Consider the following 21950-nt stretch of genomic DNA (forward strand, 5'->3'; position numbering starts at 1 on the left):
GCTTTTTTGACAGATACAAACCTACTCAGGGATTAACGCGATGATAGTGACTGGTTGTGGTCGTGCAAGTTCGCGGTGTCATAACGCTGCCTTTCCGTGTCCCATCTATTATCTGTATTGAATCCGTTGGTAGGCGCGATTGGACTCGAACCAACGACCCCCACCATGTCAAGGTGGTGCTCTAACCAGCTGAGCTACGCGCCTGAGGAGGCCGCATTGTACCGGAGTTGCTGCAGGCTTTCAATGTGAAAATCCAAACTCGTCTATATTGAATTGATTGATGCATTGAGTCGATCAGGCTGTCTTTGTTCAATTTTTTTAAATAATTCGTTCCAAACATTCCGCTATATCTGCAGGAGCGTATTGCATAGACTTGCTTCAATATTTGAACAATTGAATAGAGGAGCTGAAATATGATTCAGATACGTAAAGCGGATACGCGTGGACACGCCGAACATGGCGGCTGGCTGGATAGCTGGCATACCTTCTCGTTTGCAAACTACTATGATCCCGCACACATGGGTTACAGCGTGCTGCGCGTCATCAACGACGACGTTATCGCACCCGGCGCCGGATTCCCGATGCATGCGCACCAGGACATGGAAATTGTCACTTATGTACTGGAAGGCGCGCTGGAACACCGCGACAGCCTGGGCAATGGCGACATCATCCGGCCCGGCGATGTGCAGCGCATGAGCGCCGGTACCGGCATCCGCCATAGCGAATTCAATCCATCGCAAACCGAACCCGCGCGCCTGCTGCAAATCTGGCTACTGCCGCAAAAAACCGGCGTGACCCCCAGCTATGAACAGACCCGGTTTGATCCTGCGCAACTGCAAGGACAATTTCGGGTCGTGGCGTCACCCGACGGCCGCGACGGTTCCGTGCATATCAATCAGGACACCCTGCTTTATGCCACCAAACTCAATCAGGGTGAAACTGCACGCCTGGAGCTGGCGCCGGGTCGACGCGCTTATTTACAAGTTGCGCAAGGCGACGTTGAACTCAAGGGTTTTCCGCTGCACCGTGGCGACGGTGCAGAAATCAGCCAAGAAACCGAAATTACCCTGACGGGCATTCATGCCGCAGAAGTGCTCGTGTTTGACCTTCAATAACTCACAAAAGGGTGATGCGCAAATGACCAGCTTCGAAAAATTCGGCCCTTTGTTTGGGCGCGTGCTGATTGCACAGATATTCCTGATTGCAGGCTTCGGCAAGATTGCCCACTTTGCACAGACGGCAGGATACATGTCGAGCATGGGACTACCCATGGCGGATGTTCTATTGACACTTACCATAGCGCTGGAAATCGGAGGCGGACTGATGATCCTGCTTGGCTTTTACACACGGTATGCGGCCATCGCCTTTTTCTTCTGGCTGATACCTGTGACCCTGACATTTCATGCGTTCTGGCATGCGGATGCCGCCAGTATGCAAAATCAGATGAACAACTTCATGAAAAACATCGCCATCATGGGTACCATGGTCTATCTGGCTGTGCACGGCAGCGGATCGTTCAGTCTGCGTCAGGAATGCCGCAAGGACCAAGCCGAACATACATAACCATAGAAGGGTAATTCAAGCCACAGAGAACACAGAGATAAAGCAACGCTTCGAAAGTCGCGTCATCTCTGCGGTCTCTGTCCTCTCCGTGGCTAACTGTTTTTTCCAAGATAACTTGAGGAGTACAACATGAGTGAGCAAATGCCCAATATAGATTTCGGCATCGTCATGACCAGTGGCCCGGATACCCCCAAGCGCCTGGCATCGCCATTTTTTCTCGCAGCCGCTGCTGCCGCGGAGGAACGAAGCGTAGTGGTCTACTTCACCGGATTGGGCACTTTGTTGTTGCAAAAAGGTGTGGCGGAAACCGTGTTTCCCAAGGAGGGAGGGAAATCGCTTGCCGGGTTTATGGACCTGGCACAGAAAAATGGGGCGCAGTTTGTACTGTGCGCCACCTCCATGGATTTACACGACCTCAAACCTGAAGACATGGTGCCGGGCATCCCGGCGATGAGCGTGGCGGCCGCCCTGCCCTACCTGGAAGCAGCAAAAAAACTGCTGAGCTTTTAACTTGCGCGGTCGCAGGTGGCATGCTAGACAGGGGCTACGACGTTGATGCGCACATCCCCCAGGCTCACCACCTGCCCGGCGCGGATCTTGCAAGTCTTGCGCAGCTCCACCTCGCCGTCCACCGAGACCACGCCGGATGCGACCAGCCTTTTTCCGGCACCGCCGCTGTCGCATACACCGGCCAGTTTCAATAGCTGGTTAAGCTCGACGAATTCACCATTTAACGCCACTTCTAATTGTTGCATGCGAACGCTTTCTTAAAATTCCAATGATATCTTACCGTATCAAATAGCCTCGTAATTCCGGTATCAATTCACGGCGTTCCAATTTAGGCTACATACTTGCATTTAAGACAAGATTGATTGCCTAATAACCAGAACGTGATCGACTAGAGGGCGGGATGATGAAGATAAAGGTTCTGGGTTGCAGCGGAGGTATCGGCGGTGACCAGTACACTACAGCACTGCTTGTAGACGACGATATACTGATTGACGCAGGCACCGGCGTGAATCGGTTATCGATGGAGGCATTGACACGTATCGATCATGTATTCATCACTCATTCCCATATGGACCACATTACCTCCATCCCGCTCATGGTGGATACGGTAGCCAGAATGCGCGACAAACCTTTAGTTTTGCACGCCACCGAGGCGACGCTCGGCATTCTGCGCGGGCACATCTTTAACTGGGAAATCTGGCCCGATTTTAGCCGCATCCCCACTGCAACAGCGCCATATATGCGTTATGAAACCATTGCAATCGGCAAACCGGTGCAGTTAGGCCAACGCCGTATCACCGCGCTGCCCGCCAATCATGCAGTTCCCGCCGTGGGCTACCAACTGGACAGCGGCACAGCCAGCCTGGTGTTTACCGGCGACACAACGACCAACGACCCTTTTTGGGAAATCGTGAATGGCATTGGCAATTTGCGTTACCTGATCATCGAGACTGCCTTCTCCAACAAGGAGCGTGAAATCGCAGTGCTTTCCAAGCACCTATGCCCAAGCATGCTGCAAGAAGAACTGACCAAGCTTAAGCTCCCTGTGGAAATGTACATCACACATTTGAAACCCGGGGAGGACGCACTCATCATGCGCGAGATCGATGCATGCATTGGCAACTATCAACCGCACAGGCTGATGAACGACCAGGTCTTCGAATTTTAGCCATCTCCAAGCAATGAGGTGCCAGCGATGAGACAAAGCGGTAAACCAATATTAGTTATATTCGCGATACTACTTTGCGCGTTGAGGGCATCCGCGCAAACACTGAGCATCGAAAACACCGATCCGCATTACACCGGGGTCGGTTTCTTCGACATCCATGTTTGCAACTGGCCAGATCGACCGCCATTTTATATGGCGCTGTTTTCATCCACCCGATACGCCAACATCGCAAGCATCCACATCTATCGCGCGGACGGAAGCAGCGCCGGAGAACTGAATTTGAACCTTTTCCGATCCGTTCATGATCCCGCCAAAACCGATAAACGCGTGTTTATCACTCAGCTACCTATCCTCAAAGATGTCACAGATGGCTGGTTCACGGCAATCATAAAAATGAAGGATGGCCGGGAATTTACAGCGAAGGACTATGTAATCCATACCTTGATGCCCATTGCTCACGATCCCCTGCCCGCAGACAAAAGCGAGTTGACGGATAGTCCGGTCAGTCTCTCTTGGGCCGCGATTCCCGGTGCGCGATATTACCAAGTGTTCGTTCGTGACAAGTGGGACGATGATCGGAAAATTTTTACTTCGCCTCTCATCGCAAAGCCAGTGCTAACATTGCCAACCGGTCTGATCAAACGCGGCGGCAATTATAGCTGGGTCATTCATGCCCGCGACAGCGACGGCACCATGTTGTTAGGCGATTTCAACGATGGATCGCTAAGTGGATCGCTGACATTCTCGGTGGCTCAGTGAGCGGATCGATTATTTGAAAACCCTGGATTGATTCATTTCGGATTGTCGGCGAGATGCCTGGATTTAATCCTGGCATCGTTTGCTTCGCGTAAACGTCCACTTAAGGCGGCAAGCATCCCGATGCCCAATTCCGGATACGCCTGTAACATGCCATGCAAACGTACCCGACTCAAACTCAGAGCTTCGACTGTCTCCAGTACATGAACTGTAGCGGAGCGCGGCAGATCATCCAGCAATCCCATCTCACCGAAGCAGTCACCATGTCCCAGCTGTGCGACATATTCCGTACTTTCCGGATCGTCATGCAAGACAATACCCACGCGGCCGGACAGCAAAATATACATGCGGTCGCTCGGATCCCCCTTCTCGAAGACACGCTCACCCGAGGCCCAGCCGGCCGGCTCGAGCATGGGCACGATATGTCGAAGCTGATCGGTACGCAGCAGCGCGAAAAACGGTACCCGCTTCAAAAGGAGGATACGGTCAAACAGGGGTTGCACGGCTTGTTTCCTCTTCCATTAACGCCGCGCATTGGCGCAGCCACTGTCCACCCTGCCGTTTGCACCAGGCAATCATCTCATTCATATCACGCGGCATATCGGGCACAGTGTGCTCCCATCTCGCACCATCTTGTGCGGCCTCGATCAAAGGCAGCAGCCATTCCACCAAGGCTTTATTTTCGATGTGGCGCAACGACTCCAACGCCTGCGCGCGCAGCCGTCGATCACGGCTGGCGAGCGCTGCACTGATGGCCCGCGCCATCTGCGCCTCATCCAGCAACGCCAGAATATCCAGCGCGATGTCGATGTGCCGCAGCACTTCTTCATTCAGAACCAGACGTAAAAACCCCGCTTCATCGGCCTGCCTGGCTGATGCCTGCTGCGCAAGCGATAGGGCATGCAAGGCGACGGACTTTTTATCCCAGGCACGCTGCAAATGCCGATGTGCGATCGCCAGCAATATTGTCTTGCGTTGCGCAAGTTCACTTTGCGCCAGATAGTTTGTCAGAAGTGATTGCATATGGAAAAAGCTAAAGTAGGTGTCCAGTGCGGCCGCGTATTCAGACTCAGTGATGGGCATGAGCGTTACTGCATTTTTTTCCGCGGCGCGCTGCACTACAACATCTTCATCCCGCAACGCGCGTGCCAACAGGATCAGACGCTCGCCGACAGCGCCAATTGCCCCGGTGGCAGCGATGGCAGCAGCTCTCACGCCTGCGTCGGGGTGTTGCAGAAGCGCCCGCACTGCATCGTCTAGTGAAAACAATTTAAGTCCAGGCATTACCGACAGCGCTGCAATGATTGCGCCCGGCTTTTCTGCGGAGAGCATTGTGCGCAATGTGCGCTCGGCGACTTCATGCAAGACCGGGTCCTGGGCGGCGAAACATGCCTGAGCAGCTACAGCGCGAATACGCGGATTGGTATGCACCAGCCATCCATGGATGGCTCGCAAGGCATCCACATCGCCACGCTTCGCTAATTCGGTCAAGGCCGTGGCGCGCAGGTGAGTGTCAACCGAATCCAGGCAGCACCGCATATAATCCTGCCAACCGGGCGGGGCCAATTCAGCAATGCGCGGCAATAGCCGATCTTGTACCTGCGCTGACTTTCCGGGCAGGGTTTCCAGCAGGATTTTGCCGGCGTCTTGCGGTGCGCCGTGCAGCAGTATCTCCGCATAAGCGACGTAATTATCGCCATCTTCGGTTTGCTGCAATAGTTGTTTCAGCTCACCCACTACGCGTTCATCCAGGCGACCTATTTCTTCCAATTCCTCGCCGATCCCGGTGTATACCTGTTGCTGGATCAAACACGCAAGGCTGGCCGCGTAAATACGATTCTTCACGATTTTGAGATATATATATACGAACGACAGAAGCAAGCCGAAAACGGCCAGCGATTCACCCACCGATTCCTTGGGCACCCACATCAGCAGCAGGCCGGAAACCGCGAGTCCCAGCGGCAAAATCAGGCCGATGCTCAACGCCCGCGCTCGGCCCTGCATATAGCCCGGCAGTGCACTGTAGAAAAGATTAGCTGATGGGTTGCGAAAGGCCGGCATCATGCCGGTATAGTTGAAACGGCCAATGACGGCAGGCAGGAAGCTTGCGCTCAGGCCCAGTAGTGCGAAGCTCGCCGCTGTGCTCCAAGGGAAAATCAGGCTGACCAGTTTGAGACCGAAGCGGCGCAGCAATCGATTGGTGGTCAGAATCTGCAACAGCAATACCGCGAAGTTGGTGAAGGCGGAGAACCAGCCGAAGAAAGCCGCCAGATCACGCTCGTTTTGAAAATGCCGGGTAAGAATGGTGCTCACCAGATAATCCTGCATCGAAATCAGCACGATCATGACAAACAAACCCAGCCCGGCGATTTGCAACAAGCTCGAGCGCCGTGCAAACTCAAGCCCCTCGCGAATGTGCACCAGGGGTCTGCCATGTTTCTTAAGCGGTTTTGTTTTGGCACGGATCCGCTGCTCGCCCCGATGGTAAGCGGCAATCAGAAAAAACGCCTCAACCAAGGTCAGCGCCCAGACCAAGGCCATGTATTCGGTGGGAAATCGCGAACTAAGCAGCCCGAGCGTCACTCCGCCGACTACGCCGCCCAGGCGCGAAGCCGCATTGATGAGAGGAGATATGCGCTTCGATTGCGATAGATCCAAAAATCCGGAAGCATACAAATTGGAATGCACCAACAGGATTTCAGAAACCACGCCATAACCGAGAAAATACGCTGCGAAAGCGATTTTACTGCCCCCATTCTGCATGGCGCCCCAGACGACCACCAGAAAAATCCCGGTCAAAGCGACGATATACTTGAACATCCGCGATGGATGCAGGCGATCCGAGAATTCGGCGTAAACAGCACTGAAACCCACTAGCAGAAAGCTGGTCAGAAAAAACATCTGGGGTAAAAATTCGACGCCTAAGCGCTTGAATAACAGCGCATCGCTGGAGCTACGACCCACTGCCATACCTGCTCCCAGCGCAAGGTAGAGCAGGGACAGATAGAGTACGACACGCTCTTCACCGTTTCGGATCAGCAACCAACTGGCCAACTGCCGTTTCAGCACGCTCAAAGCCTTGTCAACGAAGCAGCTGGCGAAGAATGGAATTGGGTTATTTAACCAATCAAACCGCGTAAAGCGTCATTGCGGTGCCGAATATCATTGGCGATCTGCCTGGTCACAGCCAACTGGAAATTAAGCGCAATCGGGGCTGAAGACTTCGCCAATAAATTGTAGGCAACACGCGGCAGTATTCCCACCTTCACCGTTCCGACAGCGACACAACTGGCTGCGGAAGGCAGGTGATCCATCAGCGAAAGAACACCGAACAACTCACCGACTTTCAGTTCTTTCAACACACACGGTGTACCACTCACTAGATCATAGTGGGTCACTTCCACTTTACCTTCGATCAGTAGATACAGTTCTTTGCCCTGCTTGCCCTCCTGCACAATGATGGAAGCGTCAGGAAATTCCTGTACGTAAATGGCACGGGACAGTGCATCCAGATCTTGTTCATCAGCCAGGCTTTTGAATACCGATTGACTCTTGAGGAAATTTTTTAAAAGCATATCAAACCTCTATTCCCGTCAGTTTCTTCAGCATCGCAATAAGCCAACTATCTTTGATACTCGCCTCATTATTGGCCAGCATGAGCGCGAGTTTCTGCTCACCAACTTGTTCAAACGCCTGGTTGGAATTCCTCAATCGCCCCGCCATCAACTCCCCGAAATGCTGAATGAGCATACTTGCCAACATGGGATGTCGTGTTTGCGCATCAACAAAATCAGCATGCTTGAGCTCCAGCACACTGGAATCAACCACTGCATATACCTTGGCTGTGGAAAGGCCATCGCCGGTAAAGTAGGAAACCTCCCCGACCCATTTGCCCTTGCCAAGCTGACCCAGCAATAATGATTTATCGCGATTGCTTACCTCGACATTGAATTCGCCGGAGAAAATCAGCATGAAAGCATCTACAGTTGCGCCATCTTCGATTAGTGTCATTCCTGCCGGAATTTCCCGCAACTGCATCAGGTGTGACAGTTCTGCCGTGTTTTCGCGTCCCAGGAAATGCGCAATATCCGGAAATTCATATTCGAAATCGATGTTATTTCCCATGTCTCTTTATCCTCCCCAAACCAGGAAAACCCGATAACCTGCGAATTCCAAAGTCTAATTATAGTATAGGCTTCAAAGTAAATCGGCACTTCAAACATGTTTGAAACGTCGATACGGTGAAAAGTTTTTTGATGCTGGCAAGAAGACCGTCCTCGAGACCTCGTATTTAAAATGACGTTCCAAAATAAGGGACTGGGCGCGTCCAATCTCGTGAAACTGCATTTCGTTGCACAAAATGGCAGACTCCAGCTATGATTAACTCAAATAAATCAGAATATATCCCGGCAGATTGACTATCTCATAGTACATGGGAGGGATAAATGCATTCTATATTGCCGGCGACAACAGCCTTTTTGCTTGCGTTAAGCTCATTGCAAGTATGGGCTGCAGATCTTAAAAGTCTAATCCCAGGTCTTTATGGTGGCGATGGCATCACACTCGCACCACCAAGCGGCCCATTTCCGAGTCATGTGGCGCATTTTTCTGTAGATTCAGCCGCGGCCATCAACCAGCTTAATAACAATATTGCGGCTCAGATCGCAGTTTTTCCATTTCCTTCGATCTCTTCCGGACTCGCTTTCGAGTTCAATCCCGATCTTGGTACGTTTTTGAAGACACCAGAAAGTCTCGGGCCCATTTTCGCAGAGCGGCCGCGAACTACCGGCGCAGGAAAGTTTACCGCGAACCTCTCTTTTACGTCCTTTGAATACAATAAATTCGAGGGCAATAGCCTCAACAATCTGGATGCCATTGCCTTGCATGACGCGAATATTTTGCCGCCGTCCGACGTGCATACTTCATTCGAACTTGACACACTGGACCTGCGAATCAACCTTGGCATCAAAGCGAAAATCCTTGCGCTTGCTGCGACCTACGGCGTTACCGACAGGTTTGATATCGGTGTGCTCGTGCCTTATGTCTGGGTCAATATGGACGTGCGCAGTCATGCTCAACTGGTGGTTTCGCCTGGCAACCCTTTTCCTACAGCACATCGTTTCGGCAGCGAAAGTCCGGACGATGCGGCGCACGGTAGCGCCAGCGGGCTCGGCGACATACTGTTGCAAGCAAAATATCACTGGCTGAAAACAGACACAAATAATGTTGCCGGCGCGGTGTTGGTCAAGACGGAAACCGGAGATGCGAACAACTTTTTAGGCACCGGCGATACGACCGTGCGCCCCTACATGATATATGCACGTTCTTTCGGTGCTTTCACACCTCATATCAACCTGGGTTATAAGTTCAATCTCAAAACCTCGGATAAGAACGCCATCGAGTATGCTATGGGATTCGATTACGGAAATGAAAGATACACGGTAGCCGCGGACGTGATCGGTAGCAGATATACCAACGGCAGCGCCATTGGTGACAACATTATCAACGGCGCGCTCGGAGTAAAGTGGAATCCCGATTTTGCGAAAAACCTGATTGTGTCCGCCAATGCACTTTTCCCTTTGAACAACTCCGGTCTGCGCTCCGATTTAATTACCACGGTGGCACTGGAATATGGTTTTTAATCGGCCCTGGCCTAACACCTCGTTACCGATTGCGTCCCGGTTCAAGCCAAATAAAGGGATGACTCTGTGAGGGTACTATGCCTACTGCGATTCGTTATTATCGTGGCAGTTTCGATATTCCCCCTTTCTGCCATCGGCGCTGGGGATATTGCTGTAATCAGAAGCCAGGACCTCGACCCCTACAATCAGGCATTCGCCGGTTTTTCGGAGTCGTGTGCCAGCAACGTCAAGCAATATACGCTGGGCGGGAATGGCGCTTCGCAGCAGCGCATGGCGCAAGAAATCAGCGAAGCAAAACCACGACTGGTCCTGGCGATCGGATTGATGGCCGCAAAGCTTGCCAAAGAATATCTCAAGGATATTCCGACGCTCTACATCATGGTTTCCAATCCAAAAAAATACGGCCTTATTGGTAATAATATCGCGGGCATCACGTTGAACATACCCGTCGAGGCACAGTTCAAGACATACAAAACCTTGGTGCCAGGACTTAAATCCATAGGCGTCATCTACGATGCGAATAATTCCGGGGAAATTATTCGGGAGGCAGGGAGCGTCGCGAAAAAACTTGGAGTTCAGCTTGTTGCGGTTTCCGTTACTTCGCAAAAAGAAGTTCCGGAAGCTTTGCGCAGCATGCTGGGAAAAGTAGATGCAGTCTGGATGGTGCCGGATGAGACCGTCGTCACGACAGATTCATTCAAGTATTTCCTGGTGACAACCCTGGAAAAGGGTGTTCCGTTCTTCGCGGCGTCGGATATCTTTGTTGAAGCGGGGGCTTTGGCAGCACTCACACCGGATTACACAGACGTCGGGCGGCAGGGTTGCCAGTTGGCCACTGGATTCACAGACGGTCAGGTTAGCCTGGCCGAGACTGGCGCCAGGCCGCCGAGAAAAATCAATCTTTCACTCAATTTGAAGACAGCCAGAAAGATTGGCCTGGCCATACCCAAATCGGTCATAGAATCGGCAAAGCTGGTTTATCAATAGAATGTTTCCTCACCGAAACTGCGCATATGGATTTTCCAGTTAACAACCCATTCCGGCTTTCGCTCAAGGTCAAGGCGATCTCATTCATTGCCTTGATCATTCTGGCGGTGGGAAGCTTTTTAGGCTGGCGATTCTTAAGCCAGTCGGAAGAAATATTGACCTCTGAACTGCAGGACCGGGCACTAGCATTCAGCAACAACCTGGCCCGCAGCAGCAAATACGGCATTCTGACGGAAGACCCCGAGATCCTGCGCGAAGTGGCTGAGGGTGCCCTGCAGGAGGAAAGCGTTATCTATGTGCGTATCAGCAATGCGCAGGGGAAAGTGCTCGCCGAGCAGTTTAAATATCCCAGCACAACCAAGTCGCTAGCCGACATCTTCCGACACATTACATCCATAGATCCGGCGTGGAATAAGCCCTTTATGACCCATCATCTGATCAAGGGCATTGGCATCTATCATACATTTACTCCGGTGCAGACGATTCGTAACGAAACCAATAGCCGACTTTCCACTGAACTGATACTGCTTGGTGAAGGAAATTCTTCTGTCGGCAATAAGCCAAAAGTCATTCAGCAGGGCAATGTCCAGATACTCCTGTCAACGGAAAAAGTGCTGGATAAAATTCGCAAAACGCTGCTCAGCGGCATATTTCTGACGCTGGTCATTGTCGGGATTGCGGTGATTGTGGCGTTTTTTGGCGTGGGCTACATCATCAAACCGGTTCGCGCCATGGCGCGAGCCGCGCTGAATATTTCGCGCGGCGATTTGTCGCAGCGCGTCCAGGTTCGCTCCAGGGATGAGATCGGCGTGCTGGCAACCGCTTTCAACCACATGACGGATTCTCTGTCCACGATGACGCAGGCACAACAACAACGCCTGGCAGAACTATCGACTCTTCATGATATCGGTATCGATATGAGTTCGACCCTGGATCAAGAAAGATTATTTGATTTGACACTCAAAGCAGTCGTCGGGCGGCTGGGCTATGACCGGGCGATCTTTTTCCGGTATAGCGAGGAAAAGCAGGCGCTGGTTGAGGGGAAACTGGAAGGTATATCAAAAGATCTCGAGCAGGCATTGCAGGGACTGGAAATTCCTCTGGAAGAAAAAAGCGGTTTTTGCGCCACAGTGGCATTGAAGGGCGAGGCCGTGCTGGTTGCGGATGTGAGCACGGAACAACCGCATATCTATGGGCCAATGTTACATATTCTAGACGCCCGCTCCTTTCTGGCCGCGCCTGTGAAATTCGAGGGCCACACACTCGGTATCCTGATAGTGGAAAGCCTCGACAAAGCGCTGACCGATGCGGATCTGAAGCTGATAGCCACGCTTTGCAGCCAGCTTGCGGTAGTCATGGCGAACGCATCCGCGTACCGGCAAATCGAGCAACTTAATGTCAGTCTCGAACAGAAAGTCGCGACACGAACAGCAGAACTTCAAATGCAGCAAGATAAGCTCAAGGAAGTGAACGAAAGGCTGAGGCAGGCGACTCAACATAAATCCGAATTCCTGGCAAGAATGTCGCATGAACTGCGCACGCCGCTGAATGCAATTATTGGCTATAGCGAAATGCTCATGGAAGAACACGAGAGTCCGGACCAGGAGCCACTAATCAAGGACTTGAAGAAAATTCATTCCTCGGGCAGACATTTGCTGTCGTTGATCAACGATATTCTCGATTTGTCCAAGGTCGAGGCAGGAAAAATGGAGCTCTACGTTGAGAATGTCGATGTCGGATCACTCGTTAACGACGTGAAGACTACGGTTCGCCCGCTGGTGGAAAAGAGCGGCAATAAATTTTCCATAATCTGCCCGGCAAAAATGGCTCCGATACGGACCGATATAACCAAGCTACGCCAAATCCTGCTTAACTTGCTGAGCAATGCAGGAAAATTTACCGACAAGGGCGCAGTTTCCCTGACGGTGAGTGAAATGGATAAGGCAGGCGAGCGATGGTTGAGTTTCGCGGTGGCGGATTCCGGAATAGGCATCAGTTCGGCGCAGATGGAGAACCTGTTTCAGGAATTCTCCCAGGCAGATGTATCAACCTCTCGCAAATACGGAGGAACAGGGCTGGGCCTCGCCATCTGCAAACGATTCTGCGAAATGATGGGCGGGTTTATCGAAGCGCAGAGCCAGGTAGGCCATGGCACCCAAATTACAGTCTGGTTGCCGGCTGATATTTCCACCGGCAACGCTTCAGTTGAGCAGAATGAAGCCTCTGTTGACCCGATGGACGAGGGCAGCGAAAGCAAGTCGAAATGCACCGTGCTTGTCATTGATGACGACGCATCCGCGCGGGAAATCATCAGCCGTTTTTTATCCAAGGATGGCTTCCAGGCCGTGTCCGCGCCTAATGGTGAAAGCGGACTCAGTCTCGCCCGTCAAATTCATCCGACGGCGATCACGCTCGACATCATGATGCCCGGCGTCGATGGCTGGACGGTCCTGGCCGAGTTGAAAGCCGATCCTGATCTGGCGGACATACCGATCATTGTCGTCACGATTCTGGACGAAAAAGACATGGGTTATTCGCTGGGCGCTTCGGACTATCTGACCAAGCCTATCGATCGCGAGCGGCTACTCACAATCGTCAGGAAATATTGCTGCGACGCTCCTCAGGGGCGCGTATTGGTGGTCGAAGACGACGACAATTCGCGGACCATGACGAGTCGCACACTCGCAAAAGAAGGCTGGACCATCCTCGAAGCGGAAAATGGGCGCGTTGCGCTGGATCTGCTCGCCACACAGGCGCCGCCCCAGATCATTCTGCTCGATTTGATCATGCCGGTGATGGATGGTCTACAGTTCATAGACGAGCTGCGCAAAAATGCGCAATGGCGAACGATCCCCATCGTCGTTCTGACAGGCAAAAACCTGACCCAGGAGGAACGCGTTCGACTGAATATGAATGTCCAGAAGATACTCGAAAAATCCACTGTGAGCCGCGCTGCCCTGTTACGGGAAATAACGGATTCGATTGGCGGCGCTTGCAAAGCGGTGTTCCCTTAAAACCTGGGGACATGAAGCGATTGATCGAGGGGAAGCCATTCTCTAGATGGAGAGACGTGGGCAATCGAGGCGAGATATTCCATCCATTGCCCTAATTTTAGGACGAAAGATCATGGTCAAAATTTTGCTGGCGGAAGACAATGAACTGAACCGCGATATGCTGATGCGTCGCCTGGAACGCAGGGGGTATCAAGTCGATATCGCGATGGACGGTGAGGAAGCGATCGAAAAAGTGAGGAGTCATGGTCCCGACCTGCTTTTGCTGGATATCAGCCTGCCCATACTGGACGGCTTTGAAGTGGCAAGGCGCATTCGGGAAGACCCTCAATTGTGCGCGCTGCCGATCCTCGGCCTGTCCGCTCACGCCATGCAGGGCGACAGGGAACGGGCGCTTGCGGCCGGTTGTGACGATTACGATACCAAACCAGTCGAGATGGAGCGCCTGCTGGACAAAATTCAATTGCTTTTGCAAGCTGCAACCAGGCCATGAAATCCGATCCCGGAATGCTGCTGGTCGTCGACGACAATGAAATGAACCGGGATATTCTGTCGCGCCGCTTAACCCGGCTGGGCTACGTCGTGATCGTCGCAGAGAATGGGCAAAGTGCGCTCAATATGCTGCTGGAGCACAAGTTCGACCTGGTTCTGCTCGATATCGAAATGCCGGGCATCGATGGCATAGCTGTTCTCAAGCTGATACGCACGACTTATTCGATGTCCGAATTGCCCGTTATCATGGTAACGGCTAGGGGCGAATCCACCGATATCGTTGGCGCCCTCGAGTTGGGTGCCAACGATTACATCATGAAGCCGCTTGATCTCGCTGTAGTGCCGGCGCGAGTGCGAACACAACTCGCGCTCAAGCGCGCCTCGGATGAAGTCAGAATGCTCGCCAGCCAGCTGGAAGCGCGCAACACGCTCATTCGCAACATCTTTGGGCGCTACGTCGCAAGCGAAGTCGTCGATAAGCTTCTGGCATCGCCTGAAGCGCTCGAGTTTGGCGGCGAGCTCCGCATGGTCACCGTTCTGGTGGCCGACTTGCGAGGATTCACCCTGATCTCGGAAGGTCCGTTCACGCCCGTGCAAGTCGTGCATATGCTGAACAATTTCCTCGGCACAATGACTAAAATCATTGCTGATCACCACGGCATCGTCGATGAAATTCTGGGCGATGGAATGCTGGCGTTTTTCGGAGCGCCCAGCGAACAACCGGATCATGCGCAACGCGCCGTCGGCTGCGCGGTTGCGATGCAGCAGGCGATGACGTCCGTTAATGCGTATAACCAGACACATGGCTTGCCGGAACTCTCCATGGGAATCGGCATTCACACCGGAGAAGCCATTGTGGGAAATATCGGCTCCGAAACGCGATCGAAATATAGTGTGGTAGGCAAGCATGTCAATCTGGCCGCGCGTCTCGAATCCTACTGTTGTGGAAACCAGATACTGATATCCGAAGCGACTTTGTCGCATACGGGAGCCATAGTCAGAATAGATGGCCAATTTATCGTGCATCCGAAAGGCGTCGCTGACCCGGTTACCGTTTATGAAGCTGGCGGCATAGCCACCTATAATTCTTTCCTGCCTCGTTATACGGATGAGTTGCAGGCTTTGCATCAGGCGATCACTGTTAACTGCGCCATCATCGACGAAAAATCCATTAGCGAAGAAACATTCGCAGGCAGCCTTACCAGATTGTCTGCCAAGGCCGCAGAAATCGTGACCACCCGAGCAGTATCCCCCCTCACAAATATCGCGATCTATCTGCTACCCGATAACTTTACTGATCAGACCACCTGTTTGTATGGAAAAGTCGTCGCTTACGCTGGCGATGTCGACAATTGTGTTTGCGTGCGCTTTACCTGCATGCTTCCCCAGACCCGGGCGGTACTTGCCGACTTGCTGCATCGCAACAGCCAGAACTGATTATTCGCTTTATGGGGAGGCATCACGCGGCGGGTAAAATCCGATGCCCACGCAACGCTGCGCGGCGCCCGCGGCGCACATTGATGCCCATCAAAATAACCAGGCCGATCACAAAATAGCTGCCGGTCAGCAACATGGCGAGACGGTGATCGCCACCCGACACCCAACTCACCACGCCGTAGGTCAGCGGGCCCAGAATCGAGGAAAGCTTGACCGCGAAACCCCACAATCCGAAGAATTCGGCCAGCCGCGCGCGCGGACTGAGATAGCCAACCAGGGCACGCCCCGCCGACTGGCTGGCCCCCATGCACAGCCCGGCCAGATTGGCGGCCAGCCAGAACGCGTCGCGCCCTTCTGCGCTGGCGGCTATCAGCACCATCGCGATCCAGCCCAGCAAAGTCAGCGCAATGGTACGGATATGGCCGATGCGATCCTGCACATATCCAAACACGAACGCGCCGATGGCCGCCGTGATGTTGACCACCAGGATCAGTTTGAGCGTGTCCTGTATCTGGAAATGCATGGCCTGTTGCGCATAAATGGCGGCCAGCGCAATCACCGCCTGCACCCCGGCCTGATAAAACACGATGCACACAAAAAACCGCGTCAGATCGCGATACTGGCGCAGATGAGCCAGTGTGTGTCCCAGCCGTGAGAAGGTATCGCGCCACAGGCGCGTATGACGTCCCGGTTGCGGCACGGCGCGTTCGCGTAACCACAAAAAAGTCGGTAGGCTGGACAAGGCAAACAACCCGGCGGTAATCAGCATGGTTACCGGCACATAATGCGCTGCATCCTGCCCGCTGCTCTGCGCCCAGGTGATGTAGGCCAGCGCGCAGCCCAGGCTGAGCAGACCGCCCATGTATCCCAGACTCCAGCCCCAGCCCGACACCTTGCCCAGATTGCGCCCCGTTGCCAGTTCTGGCAAAAATGCGGCAATGACATTCTCGCCGCTGCCGTAAAAGAAATTGCTTAACACGATCAGCAACAGCCCCAGCCACACTGCACCGGGTCCGGCCAGCGCCAGTGCGGCGGTAAACAGCACGCAACCCACGGTGGTGACAGCCAGCAGTTTTTTCTTGGCGGCGTGGAGGTCGGCATAGGCGCCCAGCACCGGCCCGGTCAGCATGATCAGCAGATACGACAGTGCCAGTCCGGCAGTCCAGGCAAACGTTGCCCACTCTGCGTTGCCCGCAATGGTGGCGACGAAATACGCGCTGAACACGGCGGTGATGACCACCGTGGTGTAGCCGGAATTGGCGAAATCGTACATCGCCCATGCCCAATATTCGCGCCGCTGTACCGGCGCAAACTCAGCCCTTGCGGACGGCTTCGATGACATTGCTCAGGCCTTTGATGCGCGCCAGCGCGCGGTTGAGCGGTTGCAGGCTGGCGCTATGGACATGAAAGTGCATCACCGCCATATCGGTTTTGGATTCGGTATTGACGCGTACCACCGCCAGCCGCTCTTTGGCCAGCACCTCGGAAATATCTCGCAACAGGCCGTGACGATCGAATGCAGTGACGCAGATTTCGCTCTCGAACGCGCTGTCCTCGCCCCACGTCGCCGCCAGCAGACGTGCCTGGCGCTCGCCCGATATGCGCTGAATGTTGGCGCAGTCGCGGCGATGGATGGTGACGCCGCGTCCTTGCGTGGCATATCCTGCAATCGCATCGGGTGGCGCCGGTTTGCAGCAGCGCGCCAGCGTTACCGGCAGATTGCTCACCCCTTCGATCAGGATGCCCTCGGCGGGTTTATCGGTCGGCGTCTTGCTTGTCCGGCGCTTGGCCGGCGTCTCCACGGGCAGCGCAGTTTGTTCCTGCAGGGCGCTCGCCACCTGATGCGGCGTGATGTCGCCGCGCCCCAGCGCGGCGAGGAACTCATCGACGCGCGATTCGCCGAATTTCTGCGCCAGCTTGTCCTGATTGACCTCCACAGCCCCCTGGCGATGCAGTTCCTTGTCCAGAATGGCGCGTCCCTGGGCGACGTTTTCTTCGAAATGCAGATACTTGAACCAGTGCCGCACCTTGGCGCGGGCGCGCTGGGTGACCAGATAACCCAGCGTCGGATTGAGCCAGTCACGGCTCGGTGCGCCTTCTTTGACGGTAAGGATTTCCACGCGCTGGCCGTTTTTCAGCGGTGTGTTGAGCGGCACCATCACTCCATCCACCTTGGCTCCCCGGCAGCGATGGCCCAGATTGGAATGCACGTGGTAGGCAAAATCCACCGGGCTGGCGCCGGCAGGCAGGTCGATCACCCGCCCCTGTGGCGTGAGCACATAAACACGATCCTGAAACAGCTCGTTCTTGAACAGCTCGGCCAGTTCGGCGCTGTCTGCCACTTCGTCCTTCCATTGCAGAATCTGACGCAACCAGGCGATTTTATCCTCGGCACCGGCGGCGGCGCTACTGCCCTCCTTGTAACGCCAGTGCGCGGCCACGCCCAGCTCGGCGTGCTTATGCATGTCGAAGGTGCGTATCTGCACCTCCAGCGCCTTGCCTTCAGGGCCGATCACGCCGGTATGCAGCGAACGGTAGTCGTTGCTCTTGGGCTGCGCGATGTAGTCGTCGAATTCGCCGCTAATCGGCTGCCACAGGTTGTGCACGATTCCCAGCGCGGTATAGCAGTCGCGCAGCTCCGGCACCAGGATGCGCACCGCGCGGATGTCGTAGAGCTGGTCGAATTGCAGATGCTTGCGCTTCATCTTGTTGATGATGCTGACGATGTGTTTGGGACGGCCCGTCACCTCGGCCTGGATGTGAACAGCGTGCAGTTCAGCCTGCAATCTGGCCACCACGTCCTGGATATAACGCTCGCGGTCGAGACGTTTCTCGTCCAGCAGGCGTGCGATACGCTGGTAATTTTCCGGCTCCAGAAAACGATAGGACAAATCCTCCATTTCCCACTTCAATTGCCACACCCCAAGCCGGTTGGCGAGCGGCGCAAACAGCTCGCGCACCTCGCGCGCCACCTGGGTTCGCGCCGTTTCGTCGTCGCTTTGCACCAGGCAGCGCAACGCATGCGCGCGCTCGGCCAGCTTGATCAGCACCACGCGAATGTCCTCCACCATCGCCAGCAACATCTGGCGCAGTCCTTCCACCTGGCTTTGCCCATCACGCCGCGCCGACTCGCCGCCGCCCACCAGTTGGCCGATTTCGTCCATGCGCGCCACGCCGCGCGCCAGCTTGACCACCTGTGGATTGAGTTGTGCGCTCAGCACATCGTCCTGCCAGGGGTCAGTCAGGCCAATGAGCAGCGCCGCCGCCACACTGTCGGCATCCAGGTGCAGATCGGCCACCTGCGTGGCGCTGCCGATGGCGTGACTGATACGTGCTGCACCGAATGCGGTGAGCGTGTCCGGCTCGGTCAGGATCAGTTCGCCGGCGGCGCGAATCAGCGTCGCTCCGCTGGCGTCAAACTGCCCGGCAAGATGCGCGAGCGCCACATCGGGATCGAGATTGTCGCCACAACTGGCGCTGGGGGTATGCGTGGTAACCATAGGCTGAATTATCGCATGCCAGCCTGCCAATATCGCTGTCGGGTTTGCCGCCAGGCTGCAACACTGGGCGCCTGGCCCGGAACAAAATTCACTTCTACCGCCCCATCGCTGTCAGAGCGCAACAAACGGCTGCCCTGCCCTGCATAGCGCGCCACGATATCGCCGCGCGGGTGACCAAAGCGGTTGCGATATCCCACCGTGAATACGGTGATGACAGGATGCACGGTAGCAACAAAATCCGGCGTAGACGAAGTGCGGCTGCCATGATGCGGGGCGACCAGCAAGGTGGCGGGCAATTGCTCAGGCACGCTGGCCAGCAGTTCGGCCTCATCGCGCGCTTCGATGTCGGCGGATAACAATGCGCTGCCGCCCGCGGCAGCCACTTTCAGCACGCAGCCGCGATTGTTGTCTTTCAGGCTGGCATTGTCATAGCTGGCCTGCGTGGGGTGCAGCACGGCAAAATTCACCCCGTCCCATTGCCAGTGCTGCCCGGCCACACAGCGCAGGCTGCGCACTCCGGCTGACAGCGCCGGGTGCGTGGCGGGCAGCGAACTGGCGAGCCAGCCTGCCGGCACTTCGCGCAGCACCGACAACGCGCCGCCGCTGTGATCATTATCGTCGTGCGACACGATCAGGCCGTCGAGCCGCGTCACGCCTTCGCCGCGCAGATACGGCACGATGATCCGGCTGCCGCTGTCGGATTCAGCCGTATAGCGCGGCCCGGTGTCGAACAGCAGGGCGTGATGTGCAGTGCGCACCAGCACTGCCAGCCCCTGCCCCACATCCAGCACGGTCACCAAAAGCGCACCCGGCGCAGGATGCGGCGCTGGCGTCAGCAGGGCGGGCAGGATCAGCAGCGCCCCCACCCAGCGTGCCGGAAAGCCGCGCGGCAGCAGCAGCCACAACACGCCCAGCAGCGCCAGCATGATGGCGGCGGCACCCGGTTCGGGCTGTTGCCACAACGCCAGCGGCAGGCGCGCCAGCCAGTCCAGTACCCACACGCACCCGGCCATCAGCCAGTGCGCGGCATACAGCAGCCAGTCCATGCCCGGCACACTGCCGGCCAGCGCCAGCGGTGTCACGCCGAAACTCACCAGCGGTATGGCAAATGCATTGGCCAGCGGCGAGACCAGCGACAGCTGGCCAAACAGCAGCAACAGGACCGGCGCCAATGCCAGCGTCACCGCCCATTGCGTCGCCAGCCAGGCGCGCAGCCAGTGCGGCTTGCCGACCCGTGCGGTGGTGGCGAACAGCATCGCCGCGACCGCACCGAACGATAGCCAGAATCCCGCCGCCAGCACCGCCCACGGATCAAGCAGCACGACCACCAGCAATGCCCACAGCAGCACGCGGGTCGGCGCAATCACGCGTCCCGACCACAATGCCACGGCTACTACCAGCAGCATGTAGAGCGTGCGTTGCGCCGGAACCGCAAATCCTGCCAGCAGCACATACAGCAGCGCCGTGAACGCCCCTGCCAGCACTGCCGCGCGCCGTGCCGGCAGCCGCAGAGTCAGACGCACGCTGCGCCGCCACAACCAGTACACCAGCGCAAACGCCAACCCGGAGAGCATGGTCACATGCAAACCGGAGATGGAAATCAAATGCGTAATTCCGGTGCGCTGGTACAGCGCCCATTGCACGGGCGGGATGGCGGACTGATCGCCAATCACCAGCGCCTTCAGCACCCCGGCGTAGGAGTCGCCCGCCAGCACGCGGTCAATGCGCAATGCGATGGCTTCACGCACTGCCTCCACCGCATAGCCGGGGCGCAGCACGAAGACACGCAAACGCCGGTTATCGGCGCTGTCGCGCACGTTACCAATGGCGCGCAGATTACGTTCCAGAAACCAGGCCTCCAGGTCGAACACATGAGGATTGGCGTTGGCGTGCGGACGGCGCAGGCGCACCGTGAAACGCCAGCGCTCACCCGCAAGCACACGCGGGGCATTGGGTAGCGGCTTGCCGTTGAAGGCCGTGGTGTAAGTGTTGAGCTGGATATGGTGCGGCACCTGCGCACCGGGGGTGATGACTTGCTCGACATCAAATTCAAAGCGCTGGCCGTGTTCGGTCTTGACCGGCAGGTTGGCCACCACGCCACTGAGAACGATGTCCACGCCTTCCCACGCCGGCGGCAGCGCGTCCTGCATACGCTGTCCGGCGACCGCCGCGGCAAACAGAAATCCGGCGCCAAACAGCGTGCCCAGCAACAGTCCGCGGCGTATTGCACCAAGCAGCTGGTGGCGCGGCAACCAGTAGGCAGTAGCCAATAACGGCAAGCCCCACGCCCAAGCCAGATCGGGCAGCAGCGCCTGCTGTTGCAGCAGCCACACGCCCGCGACGAAGGCAAGAATGCCACTGCGCATCGGCTAGAGCGGTCGCCCGAAACGCTTGAACACCTCGAACCAGGCAACGCTCGCCACCCCCGCCGCCAGACACAGCAACAGATCTTCCGGATGTAACACACCGAAGTGGAACAGCGCACGCAGGCCCGGCACGGCCAGCACCAGCGTCAGTGCCGCGATGGCGCCACCCACTACCCACCATAGCGCCGGGTTGGAGTTGCGCAGCGTGGTCAGGGCCGTGTGCGACCAGGAGCGGTTGGCAAAAATCAGGCCGAGATTGGCGACCACCAGCGCGACGAAAGCCAGAGTGCGCGCCTCATCCCCACCCTGGCCGCGTGCCAGCGCCACGGCATATACGGCAAGTACAATCAGCAGTACGGCGACCCCTTGCAGCAGGCTGAGCAGCAGTGTGCGCATGCCGAACAGGGGCACTGCCGGGTCGCGCGGGGGGCGGCGCATCAGGTCCGGTTCCTCGCGTTCGGCCTCGAACACGATGGAGCAGGCGGGATCGATAATGAACTGCAGAAAAACAATATGCA

19 protein-coding genes and 1 tRNA gene are annotated in these 21950 nt (G+C 55.7%); 10 read left to right on the plus strand and 10 right to left on the minus strand.

All coding sequences use genetic code 11. The features are described 5' to 3' along the window. Positions 1 to 127: 127 nt before the first annotated feature. A tRNA-Val gene (locus tag EI185_RS13695) sits at positions 128 to 204 on the minus strand. A gap of 209 nt (positions 205 to 413) precedes the next feature. On the opposite strand from EI185_RS13695, the gene EI185_RS13700 reads away from it, so the two are divergent. The 3 genes from EI185_RS13700 to EI185_RS13710 all read left to right on the plus strand — a co-directional run bounded on the left by EI185_RS13700 (position 414) and on the right by EI185_RS13710 (position 2073). Further along, positions 414 to 1115, plus strand: coding sequence for a pirin family protein (locus tag EI185_RS13700; protein WP_124705713.1), 702 nt, complete (start codon positions 414 to 416; stop codon positions 1113 to 1115). A 22-nt stretch (positions 1116 to 1137) separates the two neighbouring features. Further along, positions 1138 to 1563 carry a DoxX family protein gene (locus EI185_RS13705; RefSeq protein WP_124705714.1) on the plus strand — a complete coding sequence of 142 codons (426 nt, stop codon included), beginning with the start codon at positions 1138 to 1140 and terminating at the stop codon, positions 1561 to 1563. 129 nt (positions 1564 to 1692) lie between these two features. Then, complete coding sequence (locus EI185_RS13710; protein WP_223247847.1) at positions 1693 to 2073, plus strand: DsrE family protein; 381 nt, start codon at positions 1693 to 1695, stop codon at positions 2071 to 2073. 23 nt (positions 2074 to 2096) lie between these two features. Here the strand turns inward: EI185_RS13710 and EI185_RS13715 are convergent, their stop codons facing one another. Next, positions 2097 to 2318 carry an RNA-binding S4 domain-containing protein gene (locus tag EI185_RS13715; RefSeq protein ID WP_124705715.1) on the minus strand — a complete coding sequence of 74 codons (222 nt, stop codon included), beginning with the start codon at positions 2316 to 2318 and terminating at the stop codon, positions 2097 to 2099. Between the two features lie 158 nt (positions 2319 to 2476). Here EI185_RS13715 and EI185_RS13720 point away from each other — a divergent pair, with 158 nt between their 5' ends. Beyond that, entirely contained in the window at positions 2477 to 3241 is a 765-nt protein-coding gene (locus tag EI185_RS13720) for a 3',5'-cyclic-nucleotide phosphodiesterase (protein ID WP_124705752.1), read from the plus strand. 27 nt (positions 3242 to 3268) lie between these two features. Next, on the plus strand, positions 3269 to 4000 hold the full coding sequence (locus EI185_RS13725) for a hypothetical protein (RefSeq protein ID WP_124705716.1): 732 nt from the start codon (positions 3269 to 3271) through the stop codon (positions 3998 to 4000). Between the two features lie 32 nt (positions 4001 to 4032). On the opposite strand, the gene EI185_RS13730 is transcribed toward EI185_RS13725, so the two are convergent. Genes EI185_RS13730 through EI185_RS13745 form a run of 4 tightly spaced genes read right to left on the minus strand, consistent with a single transcriptional unit; the run spans position 4033 to position 8122 of the window. After that, positions 4033 to 4500 carry a cyclic nucleotide-binding domain-containing protein gene (locus tag EI185_RS13730; RefSeq protein WP_124705717.1) on the minus strand — a complete coding sequence of 156 codons (468 nt, stop codon included), beginning with the start codon at positions 4498 to 4500 and terminating at the stop codon, positions 4033 to 4035. Further along, the gene (locus EI185_RS13735; RefSeq protein ID WP_124705718.1) at positions 4484 to 7066 is read right to left on the minus strand and encodes an MFS transporter; all 2583 of its coding nucleotides are present in this window, start codon (positions 7064 to 7066) and stop codon (positions 4484 to 4486) included. Before EI185_RS13735 ends, EI185_RS13730 begins: the two co-directional genes overlap by 17 nt. A 50-nt stretch (positions 7067 to 7116) precedes the next feature. After that, a complete protein-coding gene (locus EI185_RS13740) occupies positions 7117 to 7572 on the minus strand; it encodes a cyclic nucleotide-binding domain-containing protein (RefSeq protein ID WP_124705719.1) in 456 nt (151 codons plus the stop codon). Between the two features lies 1 nt (position 7573). Further along, positions 7574 to 8122, minus strand: a complete 549-nt coding sequence (locus EI185_RS13745) for a Crp/Fnr family transcriptional regulator (RefSeq protein WP_124705720.1) — start codon at positions 8120 to 8122, stop codon at positions 7574 to 7576. Between the two features lie 320 nt (positions 8123 to 8442). Between EI185_RS13745 and EI185_RS13750 the strand changes: the two genes are divergently transcribed. The 5 genes from EI185_RS13750 to EI185_RS13770 all read left to right on the plus strand — a co-directional run bounded on the left by EI185_RS13750 (position 8443) and on the right by EI185_RS13770 (position 15566). Continuing rightward, positions 8443 to 9639 (plus strand): hypothetical protein, encoded by a 1197-nt coding sequence (locus EI185_RS13750; protein WP_124705721.1) that lies wholly within the window; start codon positions 8443 to 8445, stop codon positions 9637 to 9639. A gap of 102 nt (positions 9640 to 9741) precedes the next feature. Then, positions 9742 to 10626 carry an ABC transporter substrate-binding protein gene (locus EI185_RS13755; RefSeq protein WP_124705722.1) on the plus strand — a complete coding sequence of 295 codons (885 nt, stop codon included), beginning with the start codon at positions 9742 to 9744 and terminating at the stop codon, positions 10624 to 10626. A 26-nt stretch (positions 10627 to 10652) separates the two neighbouring features. Further along, complete coding sequence (locus EI185_RS13760) at positions 10653 to 13640, plus strand: response regulator (RefSeq protein ID WP_124705723.1); 2988 nt, start codon at positions 10653 to 10655, stop codon at positions 13638 to 13640. 112 nt (positions 13641 to 13752) lie between these two features. Further along, positions 13753 to 14130 carry a response regulator gene (locus EI185_RS13765; protein WP_124705724.1) on the plus strand — a complete coding sequence of 126 codons (378 nt, stop codon included), beginning with the start codon at positions 13753 to 13755 and terminating at the stop codon, positions 14128 to 14130. Further along, positions 14127 to 15566: an adenylate/guanylate cyclase domain-containing protein gene (locus tag EI185_RS13770; RefSeq protein ID WP_124705725.1), complete on the plus strand. Its 1440-nt coding sequence runs from the start codon at positions 14127 to 14129 to the stop codon at positions 15564 to 15566. Before EI185_RS13765 ends, EI185_RS13770 begins: the two co-directional genes overlap by 4 nt. A 22-nt stretch (positions 15567 to 15588) precedes the next feature. Here the strand turns inward: EI185_RS13770 and EI185_RS13775 are convergent, their stop codons facing one another. The 4 genes from EI185_RS13775 to EI185_RS18230 form a co-directional block, all read right to left on the minus strand. Continuing rightward, the gene (locus EI185_RS13775; protein ID WP_223247848.1) at positions 15589 to 16908 is read right to left on the minus strand and encodes an MFS transporter; all 1320 of its coding nucleotides are present in this window, start codon (positions 16906 to 16908) and stop codon (positions 15589 to 15591) included. After that, positions 16880 to 19066, minus strand: coding sequence for a RelA/SpoT family protein (locus EI185_RS13780; RefSeq protein WP_124705726.1), 2187 nt, complete (start codon positions 19064 to 19066; stop codon positions 16880 to 16882). Before EI185_RS13780 ends, EI185_RS13775 begins: the two co-directional genes overlap by 29 nt. Before the next feature lie 8 nt (positions 19067 to 19074). Then, positions 19075 to 21432: a DNA internalization-related competence protein ComEC/Rec2 gene (locus EI185_RS13785; RefSeq protein ID WP_124705727.1), complete on the minus strand. Its 2358-nt coding sequence runs from the start codon at positions 21430 to 21432 to the stop codon at positions 19075 to 19077. Between the two features lie 3 nt (positions 21433 to 21435). Continuing rightward, positions 21436 to 21950, minus strand: a 515-nt coding sequence (locus EI185_RS18230; protein ID WP_223247849.1) for a cation transporting ATPase C-terminal domain-containing protein, incomplete at its 5' end; no start/stop codon positions are given.

It is taken from the genome of Sulfuriferula multivorans (assembly GCF_003851125.1).
In the GTDB taxonomy this organism is placed as follows: Bacteria; Pseudomonadota; Gammaproteobacteria; order Burkholderiales; family Sulfuriferulaceae; genus Sulfuriferula; species Sulfuriferula multivorans.

Excerpts from the sequence above, each read along its gene's own strand:
- EI185_RS13715 (WP_124705715.1), bottom strand. The coding sequence starts at position 2,318 with ATGCAACAATTAGAAGTGGCGTTAAATGGTGAATTCGTCGAGCTTAAC.
- EI185_RS13725 (WP_124705716.1), top strand. The coding sequence starts at position 3,269 with ATGAGACAAAGCGGTAAACCAATATTAGTTATATTCGCGATACTACTT.
- EI185_RS13770 (WP_124705725.1), top strand. The coding sequence starts at position 14,127 with ATGAAATCCGATCCCGGAATGCTGCTGGTCGTCGACGACAATGAAATG.
- EI185_RS13765 (WP_124705724.1), top strand. The coding sequence starts at position 13,753 with ATGGTCAAAATTTTGCTGGCGGAAGACAATGAACTGAACCGCGATATG.
- EI185_RS13775 (WP_223247848.1), bottom strand. The coding sequence starts at position 16,908 with ATGTCATCGAAGCCGTCCGCAAGGGCTGAGTTTGCGCCGGTACAGCGG.
- EI185_RS13700 (WP_124705713.1), top strand. The coding sequence starts at position 414 with ATGATTCAGATACGTAAAGCGGATACGCGTGGACACGCCGAACATGGC.
- EI185_RS13720 (WP_124705752.1), top strand. The coding sequence starts at position 2,477 with ATGAAGATAAAGGTTCTGGGTTGCAGCGGAGGTATCGGCGGTGACCAG.
- EI185_RS13705 (WP_124705714.1), top strand. The coding sequence starts at position 1,138 with ATGACCAGCTTCGAAAAATTCGGCCCTTTGTTTGGGCGCGTGCTGATT.
- EI185_RS13785 (WP_124705727.1), bottom strand. The coding sequence starts at position 21,432 with ATGCGCAGTGGCATTCTTGCCTTCGTCGCGGGCGTGTGGCTGCTGCAA.
- EI185_RS13780 (WP_124705726.1), bottom strand. The coding sequence starts at position 19,066 with ATGGTTACCACGCATACCCCCAGCGCCAGTTGTGGCGACAATCTCGAT.
- EI185_RS13740 (WP_124705719.1), bottom strand. The coding sequence starts at position 7,572 with ATGCTTTTAAAAAATTTCCTCAAGAGTCAATCGGTATTCAAAAGCCTG.
- EI185_RS13750 (WP_124705721.1), top strand. The coding sequence starts at position 8,443 with ATGCATTCTATATTGCCGGCGACAACAGCCTTTTTGCTTGCGTTAAGC.
- EI185_RS13710 (WP_223247847.1), top strand. The coding sequence starts at position 1,693 with ATGAGTGAGCAAATGCCCAATATAGATTTCGGCATCGTCATGACCAGT.
- EI185_RS13760 (WP_124705723.1), top strand. The coding sequence starts at position 10,653 with ATGGATTTTCCAGTTAACAACCCATTCCGGCTTTCGCTCAAGGTCAAG.
- EI185_RS13745 (WP_124705720.1), bottom strand. The coding sequence starts at position 8,122 with ATGGGAAATAACATCGATTTCGAATATGAATTTCCGGATATTGCGCAT.